The sequence below is a fragment of the Rhodoferax sp. GW822-FHT04A08 genome (genome assembly GCF_058801025.1).
This window is the reverse complement of record NZ_JBXAMW010000005.1, coordinates 60289-83519: the sequence shown is the minus strand read 5'-3', so window position 1 is coordinate 83519 and position 23231 is coordinate 60289. Positions and strand designations below refer to the sequence as shown.

The 23231-nt window shown below is 61.0% G+C and carries 24 protein-coding genes and 1 pseudogene; 12 read left to right on the top strand and 13 right to left on the bottom strand.

Annotated features, from left to right (window positions below; translation table 11 throughout):
• Window positions 1-6 precede the first annotated feature (6 nt).
• Window positions 7-639, top strand: a complete 633-nt coding sequence (locus AC1RMF_RS11965; RefSeq protein ID WP_342620567.1) for a hypothetical protein — start codon at window positions 7-9, stop codon at window positions 637-639.
• Between the two features lie 71 nt (window positions 640-710).
• Here AC1RMF_RS11965 and chrA read toward each other — a convergent pair whose 3' ends face one another.
• On the bottom strand, window positions 711-2066 hold the full coding sequence (chrA, locus tag AC1RMF_RS11960; RefSeq protein ID WP_493141665.1) for a chromate efflux transporter: 1356 nt from the start codon (window positions 2064-2066) through the stop codon (window positions 711-713).
• A 144-nt stretch (window positions 2067-2210) separates the two neighbouring features.
• Between chrA and kefC the strand changes: the two genes are divergently transcribed.
• Together kefC and AC1RMF_RS11950 are read left to right on the top strand one after the other, a co-directional pair.
• Window positions 2211-4025, top strand: a complete 1815-nt coding sequence (gene kefC / locus AC1RMF_RS11955; RefSeq protein WP_493141663.1) for a glutathione-regulated potassium-efflux system protein KefC — start codon at window positions 2211-2213, stop codon at window positions 4023-4025.
• Between the two features lie 110 nt (window positions 4026-4135).
• Window positions 4136-4606, top strand: a complete 471-nt coding sequence (locus AC1RMF_RS11950; protein WP_342620564.1) for a hypothetical protein — start codon at window positions 4136-4138, stop codon at window positions 4604-4606.
• 33 nt (window positions 4607-4639) lie between these two features.
• On the opposite strand, the gene AC1RMF_RS11945 is transcribed toward AC1RMF_RS11950, so the two are convergent.
• The 3 genes and pseudogenes from AC1RMF_RS11945 to AC1RMF_RS11935 form a co-directional block, all read right to left on the bottom strand.
• Window positions 4640-5788: an ABC transporter permease gene (locus tag AC1RMF_RS11945; RefSeq protein ID WP_493141661.1), complete on the bottom strand. Its 1149-nt coding sequence runs from the start codon at window positions 5786-5788 to the stop codon at window positions 4640-4642.
• A 53-nt stretch (window positions 5789-5841) separates the two neighbouring features.
• Window positions 5842-6561 (bottom strand): annotated as a pseudogene (locus AC1RMF_RS11940) (ABC transporter ATP-binding protein); the annotation flags it as partial.
• 28 nt (window positions 6562-6589) lie between these two features.
• On the bottom strand, window positions 6590-7618 hold the full coding sequence (locus AC1RMF_RS11935) for an HlyD family secretion protein (RefSeq protein WP_493141659.1): 1029 nt from the start codon (window positions 7616-7618) through the stop codon (window positions 6590-6592).
• 196 nt (window positions 7619-7814) lie between these two features.
• On the opposite strand from AC1RMF_RS11935, the gene AC1RMF_RS11930 reads away from it, so the two are divergent.
• On the top strand, window positions 7815-8213 hold the full coding sequence (locus AC1RMF_RS11930) for a hypothetical protein (RefSeq protein ID WP_493141658.1): 399 nt from the start codon (window positions 7815-7817) through the stop codon (window positions 8211-8213).
• Window positions 8214-8245: 32 nt separating this feature from the next.
• Here the strand turns inward: AC1RMF_RS11930 and AC1RMF_RS11925 are convergent, their stop codons facing one another.
• Complete coding sequence (locus AC1RMF_RS11925; protein WP_493141656.1) at window positions 8246-9853, bottom strand: methyl-accepting chemotaxis protein; 1608 nt, start codon at window positions 9851-9853, stop codon at window positions 8246-8248.
• 239 nt (window positions 9854-10092) lie between these two features.
• On the opposite strand from AC1RMF_RS11925, the gene AC1RMF_RS11920 reads away from it, so the two are divergent.
• Complete coding sequence (locus AC1RMF_RS11920; RefSeq protein ID WP_493141654.1) at window positions 10093-10524, top strand: hypothetical protein; 432 nt, start codon at window positions 10093-10095, stop codon at window positions 10522-10524.
• A 63-nt stretch (window positions 10525-10587) separates the two neighbouring features.
• Here the strand turns inward: AC1RMF_RS11920 and AC1RMF_RS11915 are convergent, their stop codons facing one another.
• Together AC1RMF_RS11915 and AC1RMF_RS11910 are read right to left on the bottom strand one after the other, a co-directional pair.
• Window positions 10588-11391, bottom strand: coding sequence for a class I SAM-dependent methyltransferase (locus tag AC1RMF_RS11915; protein ID WP_493141653.1), 804 nt, complete (start codon window positions 11389-11391; stop codon window positions 10588-10590).
• Window positions 11392-11475: 84 nt separating this feature from the next.
• Complete coding sequence (locus AC1RMF_RS11910; RefSeq protein WP_493141651.1) at window positions 11476-12885, bottom strand: aminotransferase-like domain-containing protein; 1410 nt, start codon at window positions 12883-12885, stop codon at window positions 11476-11478.
• A 91-nt stretch (window positions 12886-12976) separates the two neighbouring features.
• Here AC1RMF_RS11910 and ccoG point away from each other — a divergent pair, with 91 nt between their 5' ends.
• A complete protein-coding gene (ccoG, locus tag AC1RMF_RS11905; RefSeq protein ID WP_493141650.1) occupies window positions 12977-14383 on the top strand; it encodes a cytochrome c oxidase accessory protein CcoG in 1407 nt (468 codons plus the stop codon).
• A gap of 6 nt (window positions 14384-14389) precedes the next feature.
• On the opposite strand, the gene AC1RMF_RS11900 is transcribed toward ccoG, so the two are convergent.
• On the bottom strand, window positions 14390-15001 hold the full coding sequence (locus tag AC1RMF_RS11900; RefSeq protein ID WP_342620555.1) for a DUF2799 domain-containing protein: 612 nt from the start codon (window positions 14999-15001) through the stop codon (window positions 14390-14392).
• 210 nt (window positions 15002-15211) lie between these two features.
• Between AC1RMF_RS11900 and AC1RMF_RS11895 the strand changes: the two genes are divergently transcribed.
• From AC1RMF_RS11895 to AC1RMF_RS11875, 5 genes are all read left to right on the top strand, one after another.
• Window positions 15212-16252 (top strand): methionine ABC transporter ATP-binding protein, encoded by a 1041-nt coding sequence (locus tag AC1RMF_RS11895; RefSeq protein WP_342620554.1) that lies wholly within the window; start codon window positions 15212-15214, stop codon window positions 16250-16252.
• Window positions 16245-16910, top strand: coding sequence for a methionine ABC transporter permease (locus AC1RMF_RS11890; RefSeq protein ID WP_342620553.1), 666 nt, complete (start codon window positions 16245-16247; stop codon window positions 16908-16910). The genes AC1RMF_RS11895 and AC1RMF_RS11890 overlap by 8 nt, the downstream gene beginning before the upstream one ends.
• Before the next feature lie 20 nt (window positions 16911-16930).
• Window positions 16931-17725: a MetQ/NlpA family ABC transporter substrate-binding protein gene (locus AC1RMF_RS11885; RefSeq protein ID WP_493141648.1), complete on the top strand. Its 795-nt coding sequence runs from the start codon at window positions 16931-16933 to the stop codon at window positions 17723-17725.
• A gap of 30 nt (window positions 17726-17755) precedes the next feature.
• The gene (locus AC1RMF_RS11880) at window positions 17756-18352 is read left to right on the top strand and encodes a malonic semialdehyde reductase (RefSeq protein WP_342620551.1); all 597 of its coding nucleotides are present in this window, start codon (window positions 17756-17758) and stop codon (window positions 18350-18352) included.
• A 115-nt stretch (window positions 18353-18467) separates the two neighbouring features.
• Entirely contained in the window at window positions 18468-18653 is a 186-nt protein-coding gene (locus AC1RMF_RS11875; protein ID WP_342620550.1) for a hypothetical protein, read from the top strand.
• Window positions 18654-18685: 32 nt separating this feature from the next.
• On the opposite strand, the gene AC1RMF_RS11870 is transcribed toward AC1RMF_RS11875, so the two are convergent.
• From AC1RMF_RS11870 to pal, 5 genes are all read right to left on the bottom strand, one after another.
• Complete coding sequence (locus AC1RMF_RS11870; RefSeq protein ID WP_342620549.1) at window positions 18686-19069, bottom strand: hypothetical protein; 384 nt, start codon at window positions 19067-19069, stop codon at window positions 18686-18688.
• 92 nt (window positions 19070-19161) lie between these two features.
• Window positions 19162-19659: a tetratricopeptide repeat protein gene (locus tag AC1RMF_RS11865; RefSeq protein ID WP_493141647.1), complete on the bottom strand. Its 498-nt coding sequence runs from the start codon at window positions 19657-19659 to the stop codon at window positions 19162-19164.
• A 33-nt stretch (window positions 19660-19692) separates the two neighbouring features.
• A complete protein-coding gene (locus AC1RMF_RS11860; protein ID WP_493141646.1) occupies window positions 19693-20127 on the bottom strand; it encodes an EamA family transporter in 435 nt (144 codons plus the stop codon).
• Between the two features lie 9 nt (window positions 20128-20136).
• On the bottom strand, window positions 20137-20634 hold the full coding sequence (locus tag AC1RMF_RS11855; RefSeq protein WP_493141644.1) for a MarR family winged helix-turn-helix transcriptional regulator: 498 nt from the start codon (window positions 20632-20634) through the stop codon (window positions 20137-20139).
• 8 nt (window positions 20635-20642) lie between these two features.
• Window positions 20643-21194 (bottom strand): peptidoglycan-associated lipoprotein Pal, encoded by a 552-nt coding sequence (pal, locus tag AC1RMF_RS11850; protein ID WP_493141643.1) that lies wholly within the window; start codon window positions 21192-21194, stop codon window positions 20643-20645.
• A gap of 208 nt (window positions 21195-21402) precedes the next feature.
• Between pal and AC1RMF_RS11845 the strand changes: the two genes are divergently transcribed.
• On the top strand, window positions 21403-23106 hold the full coding sequence (locus AC1RMF_RS11845) for a cation:proton antiporter (RefSeq protein ID WP_493141641.1): 1704 nt from the start codon (window positions 21403-21405) through the stop codon (window positions 23104-23106).
• The last annotated feature ends 125 nt before the right edge of the window (window positions 23107-23231 follow it).

Here is a 23231-nt window from a genome sequence, read left to right as displayed (position 1 = left end):
ATCCATATGTCGCTGTCCAAAACCACGCTCTCGGCCATTCAGCAAGCCGGTCAGGCACTTCACCAAGCCACCGTCGTGGTCTCTGGCGCGGTCCGTGAGCAAGCTGAGCACCTTGTCACCACCGTAGCCAGTCAACCATTCCAGGCCGAAGGTGAACAGGCATTTGCCAATTTCAAGATGCTGGCGCGACTGTCACAAGACCTGCTGACACTGGAAGAACAATTGCGCGGTCTCTACGCCACTGCATCCGAACTGGCCAGCCCGGAAATGGATGTGGTTGCCACGCTGCCCCGCGTATCGGCCAAGGCCCGTTTGGCTGAAGGTGCAGAAGCTGCTGAAGACGCCATCGTCAAACCCGCAGCAGCACGGCGCGCACGCAAGACCGTCAAGGCAGCAAAGACTCCAAAGACCAAGGCCCCAAAAAAGGCCGGTAGTGGCGCGCTGTCAGGCAATGACACCAAGGTCCTGCAGTATTTGCAGACAGTGCTGAACAACAGCACCTGGACAACCATTACGGGATTGGCCATTTCCCAAGGTTCCGGTCTGCCTTTGGGCTCTGTTGGAATTTCACTGAAGCGCGTGGTTGCCAGTGGCGCGGTTCTCAAGAACGGTCGCAGCGACTATAAACTGAGCGCCTGATGCCGCGCGGCCCGCAGGGCTGCCTCTCAGGGTGCAAAAACCGCCAGTTGTTGTATTGACTGGCGGCTTTTTTATGTCTGCGTGACCAGCATGGACCTCAGCGCATGCAGCGCCAGTCCCGCAATCCCGCTCGCCAGTACCACGGGAATGACACCGATCTTGTAGCGGATCAGGGCCACTGCAGCCGCCGCACCCAGGATGGCGGACATCCATTCGAATGGTCCGGCAAAGCCTTGCGGCCACAGCACGTGGTAGGCAAAGAACACCGCCAGATTCACAATCACTCCAACGACGGCCGCCGTGATGCCGGTAAGTGGCGCAGTGAATGCGAGATTTCCGTGCGTGGTTTCGATGAAGGGACCGCCCAGAAATATGAAGAAGAAGGACGGCAGAAAAGTGAAGAAGGTGACCACGGTCGCCGCCGCCATGCCGGACAGGAACAGGGCGTCAGGCCCCAGGACAGCCTTGCTCCAACCTCCTGCAAACCCCACGAATGAGACCACCATGATGAGCGGCCCAGGAGTGGTCTCCCCCAACGCCAGACCATCGATCATCTGGGGTGCGGTCAGCCAATGGAAGTGCTCCACCGCACCTTGGTAGACATAGGGCAGCACTGCGTAGGCACCACCAAATGTCAGAAGCGCGGCCTTGGTAAAGAACCAGGCCATCTGGGTTAGTACCGCATCCCATCCGAACAACACCGTCAAGGTACCCATGGCTGCGGCCCATATGAAAAGAAACACGGCCAGTATGAAACCCAGCCGTGTCCAGCTGAACCGTGCGTGGGCCGGTGTCGGCGTGTCGTTATCGATGACGGCGGCTCCCGCATTGACCCCTGCACTCCCGTGCCCCGCTGCCACAGTGAATCTGCCTGGAGCAAAACGTCCGCCCAGATAGCCCGCCACGCCCGCTGACAACACGATGAGGGGAAAGGGCACGCTCAACGCAAAGATGGCAACAAATGCCGCCACGGCAATGGCCCAGAGATAGCCGGTCTTCAAAGCACGCGAGCCGATACGGTAAGCAGCCGACAACACGATGGCCGTCACTGCCGGCTTGATGCCGTACAGCACACCTGCAATGGCAGGGACATCCCCAAACGCCATATAGACCCAGGACAGGGCCACGAGCAGGAACAACGACGGCAATACGAAGAGCCCACCCGCAACAATGCCACCCCAGGTTCTGTGCATCAGCCAACCAATGTACGTGGCAAGTTGCTGCGCCTCCGGCCCAGGCAACACCATGCAGTAGTTCAGGGCGTGCAAAAAACGCTGTTCGGAAATCCAGCGCCTGCGTTCCACCAGATCCTCATGCATGATGGCAATCTGCCCGGCGGGTCCGCCAAAAGAGATCAGTCCCAATTTGAGCCAGTAGGCAAATGCCTCACGGAAGGTGGGCGCTTGAGGAGCGGGGCTTGTCGTCATGCAGAGTTCCGCAGAGCGGCATGGAAAGTTTTGCAATGCCCGCAGTGTGCCCTATTGCGCAATCACAAGGCGCACCACCCGGTATGTGTGATGAATCCTCGTGCACCTGGAAATATCCCGTCCGGTTTGGGTTATCTTGCGGGCATGCAACATATGCCCGCATGGCTGATCAACAGCTTCATCTATCTGAGCGCCGCCGTCTTGGTCGTGCCTTTGAGCAAGGTCCTGGGATTGGGCTCCATCATTGGCTACCTCGCCGCCGGGATTGCCATCGGCCCCTGGGGCCTGGGTCTGGTGACCAACGTGGAGGACATTCTGCATTTCGCCGAATTCGGCGTGGTGCTGATGTTGTTCATGGTGGGCCTGGAGCTGGAGCCGCAACGACTGTGGGCACTACGAAGACCCATCTTTGGCTGGGGCAGTGCGCAGGTGCTGGGCTGCGCCGTGTTGCTGGCATTGATTGCATGCATGCTGGGTGTGCCATGGCGCATTGCGCTGGTCGGCAGCCTGGGCTTGGCCCTGTCCAGCACCGCCATTGCATTGCAGGTCATGGATGAGCGCAATCTGTTGCGCACCGGCAGCGGGCAGGCGGCATTTTCCATTTTGCTGTTTCAGGATGTTGCAGCCATTCCCATCCTGGCGCTGCTGCCGCTTTTGGGTGCCGTAGCCCAAACCCATGAACCTCTGTCCCTGTCGCAAACTGGCATCAAGGCCATTCAGGCCTTGGCGGTGATTGGCGGCATCATATTGGGCGGGCGGCTGTTGATGCGGCCTCTGTTCCGCTGGATTGCGCGCTCCAGAACGCCGGAGATTTTTACCGCCGCCTCTCTGCTGCTGGTGGTTGGCATTGCTGCACTGATGCAACTGGTGGGCCTGTCCATGGCCTTGGGCGCCTTTCTGGCCGGTGTGCTGCTGGCCGAGAGCGAATACCGGCGTGAGCTGGAGACCAACATAGAGCCGTTCAAGGGATTGCTACTGGGCCTGTTCTTCATCGCCGTAGGCATGGGTATCGATTTTGGTGTGCTGCTGCAATCACCCGGGCGGGTCGCTCTGATCCTGGCGGGTTTCATGGCCGTCAAGGCTCTGGTGATTTGGACGCTGGCGCGTGGCATGCAACTGCCCTACCAGGAGCGCCCGGTATTCACGCTGCTGCTGGCCCAGGGTGGCGAGTTCGCTTTTGTCGTGTTTCAGGCGGCCGCTGGCGCCAATGTGTTTTCCGATGAAACGGCTTCGCTGCTGGTCGGCACGGTCGCAGTGTCCATGCTGCTGAGCCCACTGGTGCTGGTGGCCGTGGACCGGCTGGTGTTGCCGCGCTATGCGCACTGCGGTGTGCCGGTACTGGAGGAGATTTCCGAGCAACAGCAGGCGCCAGTTCTCATTGCAGGATTCGGCCGCTACGGGCAAATTGTTTCGCGTGTGCTGGTGGCAGAAGGTTTTACCACCACCGTGTTGGACCATGACGCAGAAATGATAGAAGCGGCACGCAAGTTCGGCTACCGCGTGTTTTACGGCGATGCCACCCGCCTGGATTTGCTGCGCACCGCCGGTGCGGCAACTGCCAAGGTACTGGTCATCGCCGTCGACGATGTGGAGCAGTCTCTGGAGATCGTGGACCTGGCGCAGGCGCATTTCCCGCAGCTGGAGATCGTGGCACGAGCCCACGATGTAACCCACTGGAACAAGCTGCGCGAGCGCAAGGTCATGCGGGTGGAGCGCGAGCTGTTCGAGTCCAGCCTGGTCAGCGCACGCAGCGTGCTGGAAATCCTGGGGCGCTCCCACGAAGATGCCAGCGCAAGCGCGGTGCGCTTCAGGACCCACAACCTGGCTTTGTTTGAAAAAATGCACCCGTATTACCGCGACCAGGCCAAGATGGTTGCGGTCATCAAGGAGGGCCGGGCGCAGTTCGAAGCACAGATGGCCCAGGAGCGTGCCGAGCGCAGAAACCTCCCGGAGAACTGAGCGCGTCGTTACATTCCTTTACGCAAGATTCAGTTGGTTTTCACACCATCGTCATGGTCGGGTGGCATCATCCTCACTCGTTCACACTACCCGCCAATAATGGGTTGGCCATGACTACAGTACACACTTCAAATCCATTGACTGTGGCGCTGAGCGACGCGGTCACAACGACTCCACAACCGCCTGGCGATCTGGTGCCCCTGCTCGTTGCCAAGGTCTACGAAGAGGCTCCACCTGCCGTTCGCGGCAGACTGTTGGAACATTTACTCAAGCCACTGAGCGTTCTGTCTCTGGCGGCCGTAGCCAACGGCATCTTTGCACGCATCACCTTCAGCGAAGGCTGGTCCAAATTGCAGGTGAATGCAGAGGATGCCAGATCGGTGGCTGCCGGCGACGTAGTGGCACTGGTCAACCACGTGCAGCAAGTGAGCGTGCAGGCCGTCGACGGTCTGTCCAAGATCGTGGCGACCTCTCCAGTATTGGCTGGGTCCGCCGCCGCGGCACTGCTGATCACTCTGCTAAGCAAACGGGCCATGCAAAGAACGCCCATTGCGGGCAACGATTTCGACCCGATTGCCTGAGGCGGGTCGCCGCCGGCTGAGCCCTTGCCGGCTTCAGTCCAATGTCTGGCGGTAGCGCTTGAGTGCCACGACTCCGGCAGCAAGCAGAAACAGCAGCATGGGCCATAGCTCGGGCCACAGCTGACCGAAGGTGTTGCCCTTGAGCAGAATGCCGCGGACCACGCGCAGGAAGTGCGTCAGGGGCAGCAGCTCACCCACGTACTGCGCCCACTGCGGCATGGCCCGGAAGGGGAACATGAATCCCGACAGCAGCATGGACGGCAGGAAAAAGAAGAAAGTCATCTGCATGGCCTGCAACTGGTTCTTGGCGATGGTGGAGAACGTGAAGCCCACCCCCAGATTGGCCACGATGAAGACACCGATCATGGCTAGCAGCAGCGTCTTGCTGCCTTCCATGGGGACCTCGAACAGCACAAAGGCCGCACCCAGAATCACGCCCAGCTGGATGTACCCCAACACCACATAAGGCAGTATCTTGCCCACCATGACTTCGCTGGGACGCACGGGCGTGGCCAACAGGTTTTCCATGGTGCCGCGTTCGCGCTCGCGCGTCATAGCCAGCGAAGTCAGCATCACCATGGTCATGGTGAGAATGGTGCCCACCAGACCGGGAACAATGTTGTAGCGCGACAGGCCTTCCGGGTTGTAGCGCCTATGCACCCGCACTTCAAAGGATGCGGGGCTGCCCGCCAGCGCCTTGAGTGCACCCGGCAGGTCATGGGCGATGGCCTGCGGCACCAGGGAATTGAGCGCCGCAATGGCGTTGCCGGATGCACTGGGGTCCGTTGCATCGGCAGACACCAGGATGGCCGGTCGCTCACCGCGCACGAGCCGGTGCGAAAAGTCGGTAGGGATGACAACCATGAACTGCACTTCTCCGGTTTCCACCAGTTCCTCTGCCACGCGCTCGCTGGTCAGCACATGGTCGATGCGGAAGTAGCCCGTGTTTTGCAACGCCGCCACCACGCCACGCGCCATGGGCCCACTGTCGGTGCTGACGATGACAGTGGGCAGCCCCTTGGGGTCGGTATTGATGGCATAGCCGAACAGCACCAGCTGCAGTATGGGCACGCCAACCGCCATGGCAAAGGTCAGGCGGTCGCGCATCATTTGCTGGAACTCCTTGATGAAGACCGCCATCATCCGTGCCAGACTGAAACGTGTGGGGTGTGCGGCACTCATTCGAAATTGTCCTTGACCTGCCCCACCAGGCGCACAAAGGCATCCTCCAGATTGCTGGCGCCCGAGGCCGCCACAATGGACTGTGCCGTGCCTTGGGCGAGTATGTTTCCATAAGCGATGTAGACCAGCGAATCGCAGCGCTCGGCCTCATCCATGTAATGGGTGGACACCAGCACGGTTATGCCTTGCGTCGCCAGCTGATGGATCTGATCCCAGAATTCGCGTCGTGCCTTGGGGTCTACCCCGGCAGTAGGCTCATCCAGCAACAACAGGCGCGGCTTGTGGATGAGACAGGCCGCCAGCGCCAGCCGCTGCTTCCAGCCGCCTGAGAGCGTCCCGGCCAGTTGCTGCTGGCGGGCGCTCAGACCCAGGCGCTCCAACGCGCCGTCTACCGCCTGCTTACGGTCGGGCAATTCAAAAAGTCGCGCCACAAAATCGAGGTTTTCGCGGATGGATAGATCGTCATACAAACCGAACTTCTGCGTCATATAACCCACCTGGCGCTTGATCGCCGCAGCACCCTGGATCAGGTCCAACCCCAGGCAGGTACCACTGCCCGCATCGGGTGTGAGCAGGCCGCAGATCATGCGGATGGTGGTGGTCTTTCCGCTGCCGTTGGGCCCCAGGAAGCCCACGATCTTGCCGGTCTGAACCTGCAGGGCGATGCCATTGACTACCGTGCGTTTGCCATAGCGTTTGATCAGGCCGCGTACGTCGATTGCCCACGGTCCTGCACCTTCGCTGCGGTCTGCGAGCCCGCCTGAGGCGCCCATCGAGGGATCCAGTTGGGTGTTCTGCATGCTATCTGGCAGCCCCGTTTGCCTGTGTTGCCGGACGAACGTCAAGGGGCTGCCCCGGCTTGAGCCGCGACGCATCCTGTGCAGAGGGTTGCGCCTCGGCCATGAAGACCAGCTTGCTGCGCTGCGAATTGGAATAGATGACCGGCGGCGTGAACTCCGGCTGGGTGGAGATACGGCTCACCACTGCAGCAATCGGAGCACCGCAACCATCGCAGGAAAGTGAAACGCTCTGCCCGGCGTGCAAACTGGCCAGGTCCGCCTCCGGTACAAAGAAACGCGCCTTGATATTGGTCGGCGGCAACAGCGACACCACCGGCTGCCCCGCCGGTACGAACTCGCCCGGCCTGTAGAACACATCTGCAACCCAAGCTGCAACGGGCGCCTTCTGCTGCTTTTGCTGCACGCGCCACTGGTTTTGATGCAAGACTTCCCGGGCCGCCTGGGCACTGGCCTGCTGTGCCGCACGCTCCTCATTGCGGGCGGGCAGATGCCCCACCTGCATGGCGGCGGCGAGTTCCTCGACGTGGGCGTGAGCCTGCTTCAGTGTGGTCGCGGCGTCTTCGGCACGTGCCTTGGACACAAAGCCCTGCGCCACCAGTTGCTGCTGGCGCTGCAGGTCGCTCGCCGCCAGGGTCTCCGCCACGCGAGCCTGTTCCAGTTGCGCCTGCGTGACGGCGACTTCTTCGTGGCGCTTGCCGGTGTCCATATCCCGCGACTGCGCCTGTGCCGCGCTGAGGCGGAACGCGGCCTCCTGCTGGGCCGCGAGTTCACTTTCCGCATCCAGCACGAACAACTGCGCGCCTTGCTCCACGGTTTGGCCGATACGCACGTCCACACTGTTGAGTTGCCCGCTCAACGGTGAAGACACGTACACATAGTCGCCCTCGGCATAACCGGACCAGCCTGACGCCTGCCTTCCGGAGCAAGCTGTCAACGCGACAAGGGCAGTCAACGCAAGCCCGCAACCACGCGCGCACAATCGTGCAAAGTCATTGAGTCTGCTGGCTCCCAAGCGATCTGGTCGAAACATTCCTACTCCTATCTGCTAACTCCGATTCTGGCGCATGGCCCGGATTGATTCACAGCAACTTTTCCGCAGCGATTGCAAAGTGGCTTTTACAGTGGATTTTGCCGGCCTGTCATCTAATCGAATCACCACATTCCGCCTGTCGCCGCAATAGTTTCAGCACACAGTGGCGGCAGCAATCGACCTGGGTGAGAGGCATATGAACAGCAAATCAAAATCCTTGCAAACTTTGAAGGTCGTGCTCGGAACGCAAGCCATGAAGGCCTTTGTGGCGGCCCCAAAAGAGTTCAACGTACTGGGTATTGTGCGCATGGGCATGGAGTTTGGCCTGCTGGCCACCACGGCGTCAGGGTCCTATGTGCGTGTCAATGGTTCCTTGGTCCGTCCGCTGGACGCCCGCGCGGTAGAAGAAGCCATTCAATTGGCGCTGACTACCGGACGCGGGGAGTCGTATGCAACTACACGCCGGCGCAACACCAATGCGGCAGAGGGCGTCACCGCTACTGTCGTTCAGCACAAGCGCAGGCGCTACGTCGAACTTCCAGCTTTCAACACGGCACCTGCAGTCAACACGTCGATGCAGGTGGACGTGGCCTGACACGTCCCGATCGTTCGACGCATCTGCGTCACTCAGCCTGCAAACTCGATTCCGACAGGCAGCTCATTCATGGCGAGCTTGGGCGGCAAACGAAAAACCGATACAAAAGAAACCAACTCATTGGCTTGTTGCTTCAGCCCCATGGCTGCAGCGGCCATCTCTTCAACCAAGGCGGCGTTCTGCTGCGTCACCTGGTCCATTTGAGCCACGGAGTCGGTGACCTGATTCACCCCGGCGGACTGTTCGATGCTTGCCACGGTGATTTCGCCCACGATATCGGACACGCGTTGGATGGACTGCACCACGTCCCGCATGGTTTCGCCCGCACGATCTGCCAACACCGATCCCTTCTGCACGCGATCCACGCTGGCGGTGATCAGTTCCTTGATCTCCTTTGCGGCTTCTGCGCTGCGGCCGGCCAGAGCACGCACCTCATTGGCGACGACCGCAAACCCACGGCCCTGTTCACCGGCGCGCGCCGCTTCCACTGCGGCATTCAACGCCAGGATATTGGTCTGAAAGGCAATTCCGTCGATCACGCTGGTGATTTCCGCAATCTTCTGTGACTGCTGATCGATGCCCTTCATGGTCTCGACCACTTGTTCCACAACGCCGCCTCCTTGGGACGCAACCTGCGAGGCATTGCGCGCCAGTTGATCGGCGGCGCGGGCATTGTCGGCGTTGTGACGCACCTGTGCACTGAGCTGCTCCATGGATGCCGCCGTGTTCTGCAACTCCCCTGCCTGACGTTCCGTGCGCTCGCTCAAATCCATATTGCCGTGGGATATTTCTCCCGATGCCAAGTCCACGGCTTCCGATCCCATGCGCACACGCAGCACCAGCGCTGACAGTCTGAGTTGCATTTCACGCATGGCAGCCAGCAGTTGCGCAAACTCATGCTTGCCTTTGGGGTCCAGGCTGGCACTCAGATCGCCGGAGGCAAAGGTCTTGGCTGCCCGTACGGCTTCGGCCAAGGGCCTGACTATGCTGCGAATAATCAGGACAGCCACGCCCAGACTTGCAATCAAGGACACGACCAGAGTCGCAACCAGCAAATTACTGGCGTCCTGAATACGCACCTCTGCATCGGCCTGATCCTGCTCCACCAGTTTGTTGACCTTGAGCACGGTGCTATCAATGGCTGTCCGGTGAAGTTCGTATATGGCCTCCAGCTCCTGCAAGGCTTTTGCAGTGGCATCCCTGTCTTCGGCCTGCACAGCAGGTATCAGTTTGGATGCAACGGTTTCATAAAAGGCCTGTGCCGGCGTATCAGCCTGCGTGAGAAACACATCCGCCAGGTCCTCACTCAAATGGCTGGCGTTCCACTTGTTGTGCGATTCGTTGTATTCGCCATGCAGACGCGAGAGCTTTTGTATGAGCTCTTCACGCGACTTCGCATCGGACGAAGAGCTGAGTTGCAGGACGGTCAGATAGGACTCGATGATGTAGGCTGGCGGAGGGAGAATGTCCGCTACCAGGTCCTTGTTCTTGACAATGCGCTGGAATAGCGGGCCATTGACTTGCAGTTCATTCAATGTCTTGAAGGACCAGAAGCCGAATAACGCAAAACCCAGTAGGAAGATTCCCAGCAGGATGGCGAATCGGTTGCGTATGCCCAGGTTATCAAACACGGCGAACATAGATACTCCTTTGTCTATGCATGCTGTCCGCCTTGAACCGGAACGGGACAGCACTTTTCATTCATATTGGCTGGCTGAAAATTCAACCTGCCGCCATTGAATCGAGCGGAGAACGAGGTCGCAAAAAGTGTTACGTGGCATTTACAAAACTGCGTGAACACGAATGTAAAAGCGGCTACACAGAACTTGAGCCAAAGCCTGCGCGCCTTTCCAATACGGAACGCCAAATACTGTGAGGAATGTCTATGACGAAATGCCGCATCTACGTGGAAATGGTGGACTTTGAAGAGTTCTACGACACGACCGCCATCCAGATGATCAAAGAAGCTTTGCTGAACTCCGTCACCAACCATTTCGAGCTGCGAATCTGGTCCGCCAAGTCCTTCAATGGTATGCCGTGGCCCACGCTATCCATTGTTCCCGTGGCCGAGCAAGAGGGTTGGCAACGGGTGGCGCAGCGAATCAACCAGGCGCATTGCAACAACATCGTGATTTATGGGTCAACCCTTCACGATTTCGGTTTTCCGGTGATCACCTCGCTGACCAACATCAACAACTTCGTGATCGCTCAGAAGCTGCAGGCAGAAGAGTCGGAGTTCGGTTCCGAGGTGGAACCTTTCAACGTGGTTACGCAGGCAACAGTCCCAGCGGCGATTCCTGCCGGTCAATGACCGCCGCCTAGCCGACGGTGCCCGGCTGCTGAATATGCTGCTAAGGCTGCAGCACCAGGCTACTCACGGCTTGACGAATTTCAGCGTCATGCGGTCACTTTCCCCAATAGCCTGATATTTGTCCCTGTCCACATCCTTGTTCGCATAGGTTGGTGGCAAGGCCCAGACACCACCGACATGGTCTGCCGTATCCTTGGAATTGGCATTGATCTCCGAACTGGCCTCCAGACGGAATCCGACTTCCTGTGCCAGCTGGACCACGTAATCCTGGTGCACATAGCCGCTTCTGCTGGTGGCATCCTGAATGGCTGCGGCGGGCAAACGATGCTCCACTACCCCCAGCACCCCACCTTTCTTGAGCGCGCGATAGGCGCTGGCAAATACCGCACGCACGCCCGCGTCGCCATCGCTCATCCAGTTGTGCACATTGCGGAATGTCAGTACCAGATCGGCGCTGGCGGACGCTGCATAGTCCAGCTTGTCTGGTGGTGCAAACACACCCAGTTTGACTCGGTCGTACAACGCCGGCTGGGTCGCCAGCTTGGCCTTGAGCCGCTCCAGACCCTTGACCGTTTCCGGTTTGGTTGAGAGCGGATCATCGGCCGCCAGAATCAACTGACCCTTTTCGCGCAGATAAGGCGCCAGGATTTCCGTGTACCAGCCCCCACCGGGGCTGATTTCAACCACGGTACTGTCTGGGCGCAAACCAAAGAAGGTCAGCGTTTCATAGGGGTGACGCCAGCCGTCGCGTGCGGCAAAAGCCGGTGTGCGCAGCGGGCTGGCTATGGCCTGGCGAAGTGCTTCATCAGCGTGCGCCCATCCCAGCAGGCCCAAGGCCAACAATCCCGTCATCAACCATTTTTTCATTGCAATCCCTTTGGAGTTCCTTGCTGCTCGGGTCAATATGCCAGCCACTATAGGGCTTGATGCATGTCCGCCGCGCAGGGCTGGTCAATGCACGCCACACGCTCGCCCCAGCACCTTGAGTGCCGCGGCCAGAATAGCCGCATCATGGTGCCCATAGTTCAGACGCAGGTGGTGCGAGAAACGCCGGTCGGCTGAAAACAGATGCCCTGGTGCCACGCTGATACCCTCTGCCAGAGCGACACGGTGCAGCGCCAGGGCATCTGCCGTTTGCGGCAACTCCACCCACAGAAAGTAGCCGCCCTGCGGTTGCGTCACCCGCGTGCCTTTGGGGAAATACCGGGCGATGGTGCGCAATGCCATGCTGGCGTTTTCCTCCAGGCGCAACCGCATCTGGCGCAAGTGCCGGTCAAAGCCTCCCGTCTGCAGGTAAGACGCCAGGGCCAGCTGGGACGGAATCGCCGTTGACAGGCTGGTCATCAGCTTCAACCGTTGCACCTGCTCGGCATAGCGCCCGGCGGCCACCCAACCCACGCGGTAACCCGGCGCCAGGCTTTTGGAGAAGGAGCTGCAATGCAGCACCAGCCCCTGCGTGTCAAATGCCTTGGCAGGTGATGGCCGCGAGAGGCCGAAGTACAGCTCGCCATACACATCGTCTTCGATCAGCGGAACCTGGTGGCGGGCCAGCAGCGCTGCCAGACTGCGCTTGTTTTCCACCGGCATCAGGCTGCCCAGCGGGTTCTGGAAGTTGGGCATCAGCCAGCAGGCCTTGACCGGATGCTGTTCGAGCACTGCCGCGAGAGACTGCAGGTCCACCCCGTGGCGCGGATGGGTGGCCACCTCCACCGCGCGCAGTTGCAGCCGCTCCAGCGCCTGCAAGGCCGCATAGAAGGTAGGCGACTCCACCACCACCACATCACCCGGCTGGGTGACGGCCTGCAGGCACAGGTTCAGGGCTTCCATGGCGCCGTTGGTGATGACCAGCTCCGACGCGTCCACCCGGGTGCCCGCCACCGTGTAGCGCAAGGCGATCTGGCGGCGCAACTGCTCGTCACCCATGGTCAGGTTTTCGGTCAACCGCTCGGGCGCCAGCTGGCGCATCGCCGGGGTCAGTCCCTTGGCCAGCTTGTCCAGCGGAAACAGATGGGCGGAAGGAAAGGCCGAGCCCAGCGGCACCAGCTCGGTGTTGCGGGTGGAGCCCAGCACATCGAACACCAGGTCGCTGATATCCACGGCAGTGGACTGCGGCACGGGCGGGGCCGTGGCGGGTTCCGGCGTGCGCACGCGGCTCTGGGCATTGACGTAATAGCCGGAACGCGGGCGACACTGGATCAGGCCACGCGCTTCCAGCAGGCTGTAGGCCTCGAACACGGTGGACGGGCTGACCTTGCGCTGGCTGCGGGCCTGGCGCACGGACGGCAGGCGCGCACCCGGCAACAGCACCTGGTTGCGAATCAGGTCGGCAATCTCGTCGGCATAGCGTTCATACAGCTTCATGGTCTATCTGATACGGTATTTTTTCTGGAATCTGCATCTTACCCATCAGTTCAAGGCGCGGCATAGTCGGTGCAACGATCAGGATTGCACCATGCCATCGTCCACCACCGCCCGACCCTACGCCGAAATCAAGATCTACACCCGCTCTTCCAGCGGCCGTTTTGCCCGCCTGCGCTGGCTCATGGTGTGGCTGACGCAACTGGTGTTCTACGCCACGCCCTGGCTGCTGTGGAACGGGCGCCAGGCGGTGCTTTTCGATCTGGATGCCAGGCGCTTCTACCTCTTCAACCTGGTGCTGTATCCGCAGGATTTCATCTACCTGACCCTGCTGCTCATCATCTCGGCGCTGGGCCTGTTTTTCGTGACCACGCTGGCGGGCCGCATCTGGTGCGGTTTTGCCTGCCCGCAGACGGTGTACACCAAGCTCTTCATGTGGCTGGAGCAGCAGTTCGAAGGCGACCGCAGTGCCCGCATGCGACTGGACGCATCGCCTTGGTCACTTGCCAAGCTGGCCCGCAAGACGGGCACGCAGGTGAGCTGGGTCGCACTCAGTCTGTGGACCGGCTTTACCTTTGTGGCCTATTTCACGCCGGCGCGCACGCTGGCCCTGGAGGCACTGCAGGCCGGCTGGGGGCCGTGGGAGGCCTTCTGGGTCGGCTTCTATGGCCTGGCAACCTACGGCAATGCCGGTTACCTGCGCGAACAGGTCTGCAAGCATATGTGCCCCTATGCGCGCTTCCAGAGCGCCATGTTTGACCGGGACACCCTCATCATCGGCTACGACAGCCGCCGCGGCGAACCCCGTGGCTCCCGGGCACGTGGCACCGAGGCTCAGGCGAAGGGTCTGGGCGACTGCATCAACTGCACGATGTGTGTACAGGTCTGCCCTACGGGCATCGACATCCGCGACGGGCTGCAGAGCAACTGCATTGGTTGCGCGGCCTGCATCGACGCCTGCGACGACGTGATGGACAAGATCGGTACACCCCGCGGCCTGGTGCGCTATGCCACGCAAAACGCCATGGACGCCAATCAAACCGGGCTGCCGTGGGTGCACCACCTGCGCCGGCCACGCGTGCTGGTGTACGGTGGCCTGTTGCTGGCACTCGTCCTGGGCCTGGTTGCCGGCCTGGCCGTGCACAACCCGCTGCGCGTCAACGTCATCCGTGACCGTGGCGTGATGGCCCGCATGGTGGAGCAAGGCGCCATTGAAAACGTCTACCGGCTGCAGGTCATGCATGCGCTGGAGCATGCCCAGCGCTACCGCATCAGCGTCTCCAGTGATCAAGTCGACGGCCTTGGCACTGTGGGCCCGGCGGAGCTGGAGCTGGCCTCCACCGAAGAGCGCACGCTGCCGATTGCCGTACGGTTGCCGGCGGCGCAGGCCGAAGCCCTCGCGGGGCAGAGCATTGCCATCCAGTTTCACATCCGCCCCGTGGGTGACGCGGACGTAGCGACAGAAGTATCCGAGCGCAGCAGGTTTCTAGTGCCGCGCTGAACGGCGCTAACGCAGGTTGCTCAAGTCAAATTCTGCGTTGCGCAAGTCGTCACGCCTTCTGTGCAGGCGCCGGTCGGTTTCTGCCAGCTCGTTGCGGATGTTCTGGCGCTGGCTGTCGATGTCCTTGTGGATCTTGCTGCGCTCGGCGTCGGACCCCGCGCCGCGCAGCCGTTCGTCTTCGCTGCGGTTGATGTCACGCAGTTGGCGCTCCAGCGACTCGGTGCGATCGTCCAGGTTCTTGACTTCATTGCGCAAGGCATACACCGCGTGGGCCACCTGGTAGCGCTGCTGGAACACCACGTCGATGGCCGGAGGACAGACACCCGCGTAGCTGCCGCCGCTCAAGCCCAGCGGCACGGCGTTTTCGATGCGGCAGTAACTCTGCAGGCCCAGGTCGCGGCCCTGACTGTAGGCCTGCGTATCCACCACCACATTCACCTTGGCACAGTCCTCCAAACGGTCGCCCAGCACCGACAGCGGCGCGCCCCGAAGTCCATCGCGCTGGCCCACCTCATTCCAGCGCGCCAGCTTGCATTCCTCGGGCGACATGGTGGCGCACGACACCTGCAGCACCACCCATCCCGCCACCACCAACCGCTTGCCCACTCTCAAGAACATTGCAACCGCTCCCCACCAGTTATTGCTGCCACTGCCGCACTCTACACCGCAGTGCTGCATTGTCACTAAGCGCAGAACAAACCCGGCTGAATATCTGAAAAGGTAATTACGAACTGCAGATTTGGTCGTTCCCAGCGGAGCACGCCCCTTCCAGAATGCAGACATCTCTCCAGGCGCTGTCAGCCATTTGCGGCGTCTGGCACATTGCACATGATTGAACTCGACTCCATTACCCAGACCTACCATGGCCGCCAAGGCCCGGTCGAGGCGCTGCGCAACATCACCCTGCACGTGCCGCGCGGCAGCATCACCGGAATCATCGGACGCAGTGGCGCGGGCAAGAGCTCCCTGATACGCACCATCAACCTGCTCAACCGTCCCCAGAGCGGACGCGTGGTGGTGGACGGCCAGGACCTGACGACACTGGATGCCCAGGCCCTGCGCCTGGCGCGCCAGAACATCGGCATGGTGTTCCAGCACTTCAACTTGCTGTCCTCACGCACCGTGCTGGACAACGTGGCCCTGCCACTCGAACTGCAAGGCATGCGCCGCGCGCACATCGTGCAGCGGGTGGAACCCCTCTTGGAGCTGGTGGGCTTGCACGGCCAGCGCGACCGCTACCCGGCACAGATCAGCGGCGGCCAGAAGCAGCGCGTCGGCATTGCCCGCGCACTCGCCAGCAACCCTCAAGTGCTGCTGTCGGACGAGGCCACCTCTTCGCTCGACCCGGAGACCACGCGCTCCATCCTGGCATTGTTTCGCGAGATCCGGCGTGAGCTGAACCTCACCATCGTGCTGATCACCCACGAGATGCAGGTCATCAAGCAGGTAGCCGATGCGGTCGCGGTGCTGGATGCCGGGCGCATTGTTGAAGAAGGGCCCACGCTGCAGGTATTCAGCCGACCGGCCCATGCCATCACCCGCAGCCTGCTCGATGACGTGGTGCCGCAGGCCCTGCCGGAGTCGGTGCTGGAGCGCGTGCGTGCGCTGCTGGGTGCGGCGCATGCGCCCTCCGCCAGCCTGTTGCGCCTGGTGTTTGCCGGTGCGGAATCCGACCAACCACTGCTTTCAGATGTGATCCGCCGCTTCGGCCTGGACCTGAACGTGCTGCACGGCCAGATCGATGAGGTGCAGGGTCAGCCCTTTGGCACGCTGGCTGTGCTGGCACGGGGCGCATCGGGTTCGGTCAGTGCCGCCATTGCCCACTTGCGCGGCGCCGGCGTGCTGGTGCAGGAGGTGTCGCATGCTTGAGACCTTCAGCACCGAGCTGCTCACCCTGTTTGCCTCCTCGCTGTGGGAGACCGCCGTGATGGTGGGCATCTCCGGCGTAGTGGGTTCGCTCATCGGCATTCCGCTGGGCGTGTATCTGCACCTGACCAACCCAGGCGCATTGCTGCAAAACCCGGCGGTGAACCGCGTGGTGGGAACCATCGTCAATGCCATACGCTCCACGCCCTTCATCATCCTGCTGGTTGCGGTGATTCCGCTCACGCGCTTCATCACGGGCTCTTCCATCGGCACGGCTGCTGCCGTGGTGCCGCTCACCCTGGCCGCAGCGCCCTTTGTGGCGCGGCTGGTGGAGTCGGCGCTGCGCGAAGTGGACCATGGTTTGGTGGAAGCCGCGCAGGCCATGGGCGCCAGCACCCGGCAGATCATCTTCAAGGTGCTGCTGCCCGAAGCGGCCCCGGGCATTGTGGCGGCCATCACCATCACCCTGGTCAGCCTGACCGGCTACTCGGCCATGGCCGGTGCCATTGGCGGCGGTGGCCTGGGCGACCTGGGCATCCGCTACGGCTACCAGCGCTTTCTGCCCGAAGTGATGTTGGCCGTGGTGCTGGTACTCATTCTTTTCGTACAGGCGCTGCAGAGCGCAGGTGACCGGCTGGTGCGCAGCCTCAGTCACAAGTAGATTTTTTTCACGGAGTTTTCATGAACAAGCGTTTTCTTTTGAAGTCAGTTGCAACCGCCGTCGTGGCTGCCGCCTTGCTGCCGGTGTGGGCGCAGGACAAGCCGCTCAAGATCGGTGTGACGGCGGGACCGCACGCGCAGATTTTTGAGCAGGTGAAAAAGATTCTGGAGAAGGACGGCCTGAAGATCCAGATCGTGGAGTTCACCGACTACATCCAGCCCAATGCCGCGCTGGCCGCTGGTGACCTGGACGCCAACAGCTACCAACACAAACCGTTTCTGGACCAGCAGATCAAGGACCGCGGCTACAAGTTCGTGAACGTGGGCTACACCGTCAACTTCCCCATCGGTCTGTACTCCAAGAAGGTCAAGAGCCTGGCGGAATTGAAGGAAGGTGCCCGCTTCGGCATTCCCAATGACCCCACCAACGGTGGCCGCGTGCTGCTGGTGCTGCAGGACAAGGGCCTCATCAAGGTCAAGCCCGAGGCCGGCCTGAAAGCCACTCCGCTGGATGTGATCGAGAACCCCAAGAAGCTCAAGTTCGTGGAGCTGGACGCTGCCCAGTTGCCACGTTCGTTGGATGACCTGGATGCAGCGGCCATCAACACCAACTACGCCCTGTCGGCCGGTCTGCAACCCGGTCGCGATGCCATCGCGCAGGAAAGCCCCAAGAGCCCCTATGTGAACCTGATCGCTGTGCGCGAACAGGACAAGGACAAGCCCTGGGTCGCAAAGATCGTGAAGGCCTACCAGTCCGAGGAAATCCGCAAGTATCTGCAGACCGAGTTCAAGGGCGCCGTCCTGGCCGGTTTCTGAAATTCGTCAACATCACCTGGGCCCACCACCATGACACAACTTCAAGCGCTTCCAGATGCTGCGTTGAAGCAGCTCTTCACCAACGCCCGCACGGTCAACGGATTCCAGCCCGTGCCCGTATCGGACGAAACTCTGCACGCGCTGTACGACCTGCTCAAATGGGGACCCACCGCCTTCAACGCACAGCCCGCACGCTATGTGTTCGTGCGAAGCGCCGAGGCCAAGGAGCGGCTCAAGCCTGCGCTGTCGTCCGGCAATGTGGCGCAGACGCTGGCAGCCTCAGTGACCGTGATCGTGGCGCAGGACAAGCGCTTCTACGAGAACTTGCCCACCCAGTTTCCGGCCTACAACGCCAAGCCGCTGTTCGAGGCAAATGCGGCACTGGCCGAACAGACTGCATTTCGCAACAGCAGTCTGCAAGGCGCCTACCTGATACTGGCCGCACGCGCGCTCGGGCTGGAGGCCGGCCCGCAGTCGGGCTTCAATGCCGAACTGGTCAACAAGGAATTCTTCCCCGACGGTCGCTATGCAGCCAACTTCCTGGTCAATCTGGGCGTGTCTGACCCCAAGGGGATACGACCGCGCAACCTGCGGCTTGGTTTTGAAGAGGTGGCGCAGATTCTGTAGTGCGTTCCATAGTGATCCTGGCCGACTTCTTACCGCTTTCTTAAGGCTCCGCAATGAACAGTGAAGTTCCAGGCGCTTGTGGTCGATAGAAAGGCATCAACCACAAAGGATCTCCATGACCGCAATTTCCGGCGTAGCCGCATCACCCATTCCCCAAACACCTGCGCGCGTAGGCGGAACGGACTCGGATGGTGACAAAGACGGCAGCAAGAGCGCTGCCGCCAATGCTCCAGCCGCGCCTGCACCGGCAGTGAGCAAACCCACCGACACCCTGGGCAACAACGTCAACACCTTCGCCTGAGCGAGGCTGCCTCACCCCGGTTGCCGCTCAAGTCATTCGGCGGCCGGGGCGGCAAACCATTTGTCGGCACTGGCGCCGAACAGCATGATCAGGCTCCATGCCTCCAGAGGCAGCGTGAAGGAAGTCACCAGCACATCCAGATCGGATGCGCCATCCAGGCCAAAAGCCAGCAGCAGTGCCACTTCACAGGCGACCAGCACCGAGTAGACGATGCGCGCCCAGTTTCGTCCGCTGGCGATCATGAGATTCACCACACCGTAGACCGCCAGCATGACGCCATTGAACAGCAGGGTATCGCCAGTAAGGCCGTCATTGCCCAGCAGGGTCGTCAGAGCGTCCACGGCAATGCTGACCCAGATCAGCAGGACTGCCAATTGGACACTGCGCGGCTTCTCGGCACTGGTGACGTTTTGCATAGCCGTGCAGTTTGCCTGAGCTACCCGTGGCTTCCAACGGGTTTGCAGACCTTTACCTTCCATTTGCAAAGGCCATCGGAACTGCTGTGGTTCTACAGACAGGCGTCGAGATGCGGGCCCTGGCACTGCACCAACAGTTCATTGGCCTGATTCAACTGCATGGTCGACAACCTGCGCGCAGCGATATCGCGATTGGTTAGCGCAACCGAATCGCCGGACCCCGCTGCCTTTGAGAACCACACGTATGCTTTGCCGTCGTCCTGCGGCACACCCCGGCCTTTGGCATAAGCCACACCCAGGTTGATCTGAGCCTGCGCATCACCGCCGACGGCCGCCATCTTGAGCCAGCGCACCGATTCCCGTGCATCTGCCTTGACCCCCTGCCCGCTGGCATAGAGCAGGCTCAGCTGGAACGCAGCAGATGCATTGCCGGCAGCAGCGAGTTGCCTGAACTGTTGGGCCGCTGCCGCGTAATCGCCGCGGCTGCGTACCTGCAGGGCGTCGGCCAAGGCGTCAGCGCGGCCGACGCCGCACACTGTGCACCACAGGACTGCAGCCAGTATCAGGCGCAAGCGCAATGCAGAAGCCATCCTGGTCCTAAACCTGCTGGCGATGCGACTGCATCAACGCTTGATGGCCAATACCAGCACGCCGCCTGCCACCATCGCAATGCCGGACCACTCCCTCAGCGAGGGACGCTCGCCCAGAAAGGCAAAGGCAAACAAGGCCACCAGAACCAGACTGAGCTTGTCCACCGGCGCAACCTTGGAGGCCTCACCCACCTGCAAGGCGCGGAAATAGCAAACCCACGATGCACCGGTCGCCAGACCGGAGAGTCCGAGAAAGAGCCAGGTGCGTGCAGGCAGCTCGAACGGGTTGGACCATTTTCCCGTGGACCACACAAAGGCACTGAGCACCACGATGATGATGCCGGTACGCACCAGTGTAGCCAGATCCGAATCCACACCCTGTATGCCGATCTTGGCAAAGATGGCAGTCAGCGCAGCAAAGACGGCGGAGAGGACTGCCCAGAAAAACCAGGGTGAGGAATTGGTCATGTGCGGCCTTTACAAATTGGCCAATGGTATTTCAGCAGCGGACTCGTCCGCATGCAAGGCGCGGATCAGGGCATCCAGATCCTTGTCCAGGCGTTTGAGAATGACGGGGTCCAGCTCTTCCAGAGCGGTTGGCAATACGCCGGAAAACGGCCCCTGCACCTTGGCAAGCAGCTTGCGACCGGAGGGCAACAGCTTGACGCACACACTGCGCCTGTCTTCCAGTGATTTGTCCACGGCGATCAGGTCTTTCTTTTGCAGCGCCTTCACCAGATTGCTGGCAGTGGATTGGTGGATGTCCATGGCCTCTGCAATGTCGCCCATGCCGATGCCGGGATGGTCCGCAATGATGCTCAATGCCCAGACCTGGGCTCCGCCCAATCCCACCTCTTTTTCCAGTTGCCGAAAATGGGTTCGCACGGCGTTGAAAATCACGCGGAAGCGTCGCACCACCTTGGCAGGGGTGACCTCTTCACGCGTGACCTTCTTCACCGCCACAAGCGGTGCCACCTGTTGGCCTACTTGGTGGGGTAGACCAGATCGACGCGGCGGTTCTGCGCCCAGGAAGCTTCGTCATGGCCCAGGGCCTTGGGCTTTTCACGGCCCCAGCTCACGGCTTCCATCTGCGCATCGGTGGCGCCATAGACCTTCAATGCGGTCACCACGGCTGCGGCGCGTTTCTGCCCCAGCGCCAGGTTGTATTCGGAACTGCCACGTTCGTCGGCATTGCCTTCAACGCGGATGTAGACCTTGGGGCTGCCTGCCAGGAACTTGCCATGGAGTTCGAGCTGGCGGCTGTATTCGGGCTTGACCGAGAAGTCGTCAAAGTCGAAATAGAAACTGCGGTCCTTGGCCAGGGCGTTGCTGGGGTCCAGATAGGGGGGCACCACCACGGAGGCCACCGTCGATGCCGCCACGGGCTCAGCCTTGGAGGCAACCGGTGCCTGAGGCTGCGTTGTCACTGCGGGTGGCGGGCTCGCCGGCTCAACCTTGGCGATGGGAGTGGAGCTGCAGGCGGCCAGCAAAACGGTGACCGAAGCTGCGAGTGCAAATGAGCGGAAGTGATTCATGCGGATTCTCCTGAAAAGGCCTTCTCACGCCAACAAACAGCGAAACACTGGTGGTGGAGCGGGTCAAGCCAATTATATTTGAACAAATGTAAATTGCGTGACAACATGGATCAAGCGCACGCAAATCCCCCTACAAAGCCTGGGTAGACCGTCTCGTTCTGTTACAAAAGGGCAATCCCCTTCTCCCGTACGTTCATCTGGACACCGCATGGATCACAACATCTCTTTGATCACCACACTGACTGCGGGCTTTTGCGTTGCCCTGGCGCTGGGCTATGTGGCTGAGCGCATCAAGGTACCTGCACTGGTGGGTTACCTGGTGGCCGGCGTGGTCATTGGTCCGGCAACGCCGGGGTTTGTGGCCGATGTGCAGATTGCCTCGCAACTTTCGGAGATCGGCATCATGCTGCTGATGTTCGGTGTGGGCCTGCATTTCGCGCCGGACGACCTGCTGGCGGTCAAGCGCATCGCCATACCTGGCGCCGTCATCCAGATGTCGGTCACCACGGCGCTGGGAATGGCCATGGCCTGGTATTGGAACTGGAGCGTGGGCGGCGCGCTGATATTCGGACTGTCACTGGCCTGTGCCAGCACGGTGGTGTTGCTCAAGTCGCTGGAGGCGCGCGGTCAGATGAACACCATGAGCGGGCGCATCGCCATGGGCTGGTTGGTGGTGCAGGACCTGGCCACCGTCATGGTGCTGGTGCTGCTGCCGCCCCTGGCCACGGCGCTGGGAGGTCCGGCCGCTGTGGCTGGCCCCATCAAGCCCTTGTGGGTGACGATTGGCCAGACCTTGCTGCAAGTGTCGGCCTTCATCGCCCTGATGCTGATCGTGGGGCGGCGTTTGCTGCCCTGGCTGTTTGTGCTGGTGGCCCGCACGGGATCGCGCGAGCTCTTCACGCTCTCGGTCATTGCCACGGCCATTGGCATTGCCTACGGTGCGTCGGCGCTGTTCAGCGTGTCGTTTGCCCTGGGGGCCTTCTTTGCCGGGTCGGTCATGCGCGAATCCGAATTCAGTCACCGCGCGGCAGAAGAGTCACTGCCATTGCGTGACGCATTCTCGGTGCTGTTCTTCGTGTCGGTGGGTATGCTGGTGAACCCGCTGATCCTGGTGCAGGAGCCGCTGCGGGTGCTGGGCGTAGTGGCCATTGTCATTTTGAGCAATGCACTGATGACGCTGGGGCTGGTGCTGGTCTTTCGCTATCCGCTGAACACGGCGCTGACCATCGCCGCCGGGCTGGGCCAGATTGGCGAGTTCTCCATCATTCTGGCAACGCTGGGACTGTCGCTGGGCTTGCTGCCGCCCGAGGGCATGAGCCTGATCCTGGCGGGTGTGGTGATCTCCATTGCTTTGAACTCTTTCCTGTTCCGCGCGGTGGAACCCTTGCGCACCTGGGTGCTGGCCAAATCCGATCTGGCGCGCAGGCTGGAGCAGCGGCAGGACCCGTACGCCGAACTGCCTGTGAGCACCGAACGCAAGTACCTGGAAGGCCAGGTGGTATTGGTCGGCTTTGGCCGCGTGGGCAAGCGCATTGCCAAAGCGCTGGAGGCCAACAACATCCCCTATGTGGTGGCCGAGCAGAGCCGTGAGCTGGTGGAAGATTTGCGCAAGAGCGGTGTGGCGGCCGTCTCCGGCAATGCATCCGAGCCCGACGTGCTGATACAGGCCCACATTGCCAAGGCCGCCATGCTGGTGATTGCCACACCAGACGCACTGCATGTGCGCAAGATGGCCGAGACGGCCCGGCTGCTCAACCCGGACATTGAAATCGTGGTGCGCACCCACAGCGAAGAAGAGTCCCTGCTGCTCCACAAGGAGGACGTGGGCACGGTCTTCTTTGGTGAAGAGGAGCTGGCCCGGGGCATGACCAGCCACGTGCTGGACCGCTTCCACGCAAGCCCGGTCCACTGAGCACAGCGCCGGCTGCCCGGTGTTTTTACGCTTTTTTTACGCCCACCCCGCCAATCTGAACAGCAGTTTTACGCCGCAAAAAACATACTGACTCCATCTTTTTGGAGAGAACGTATGGACGCACT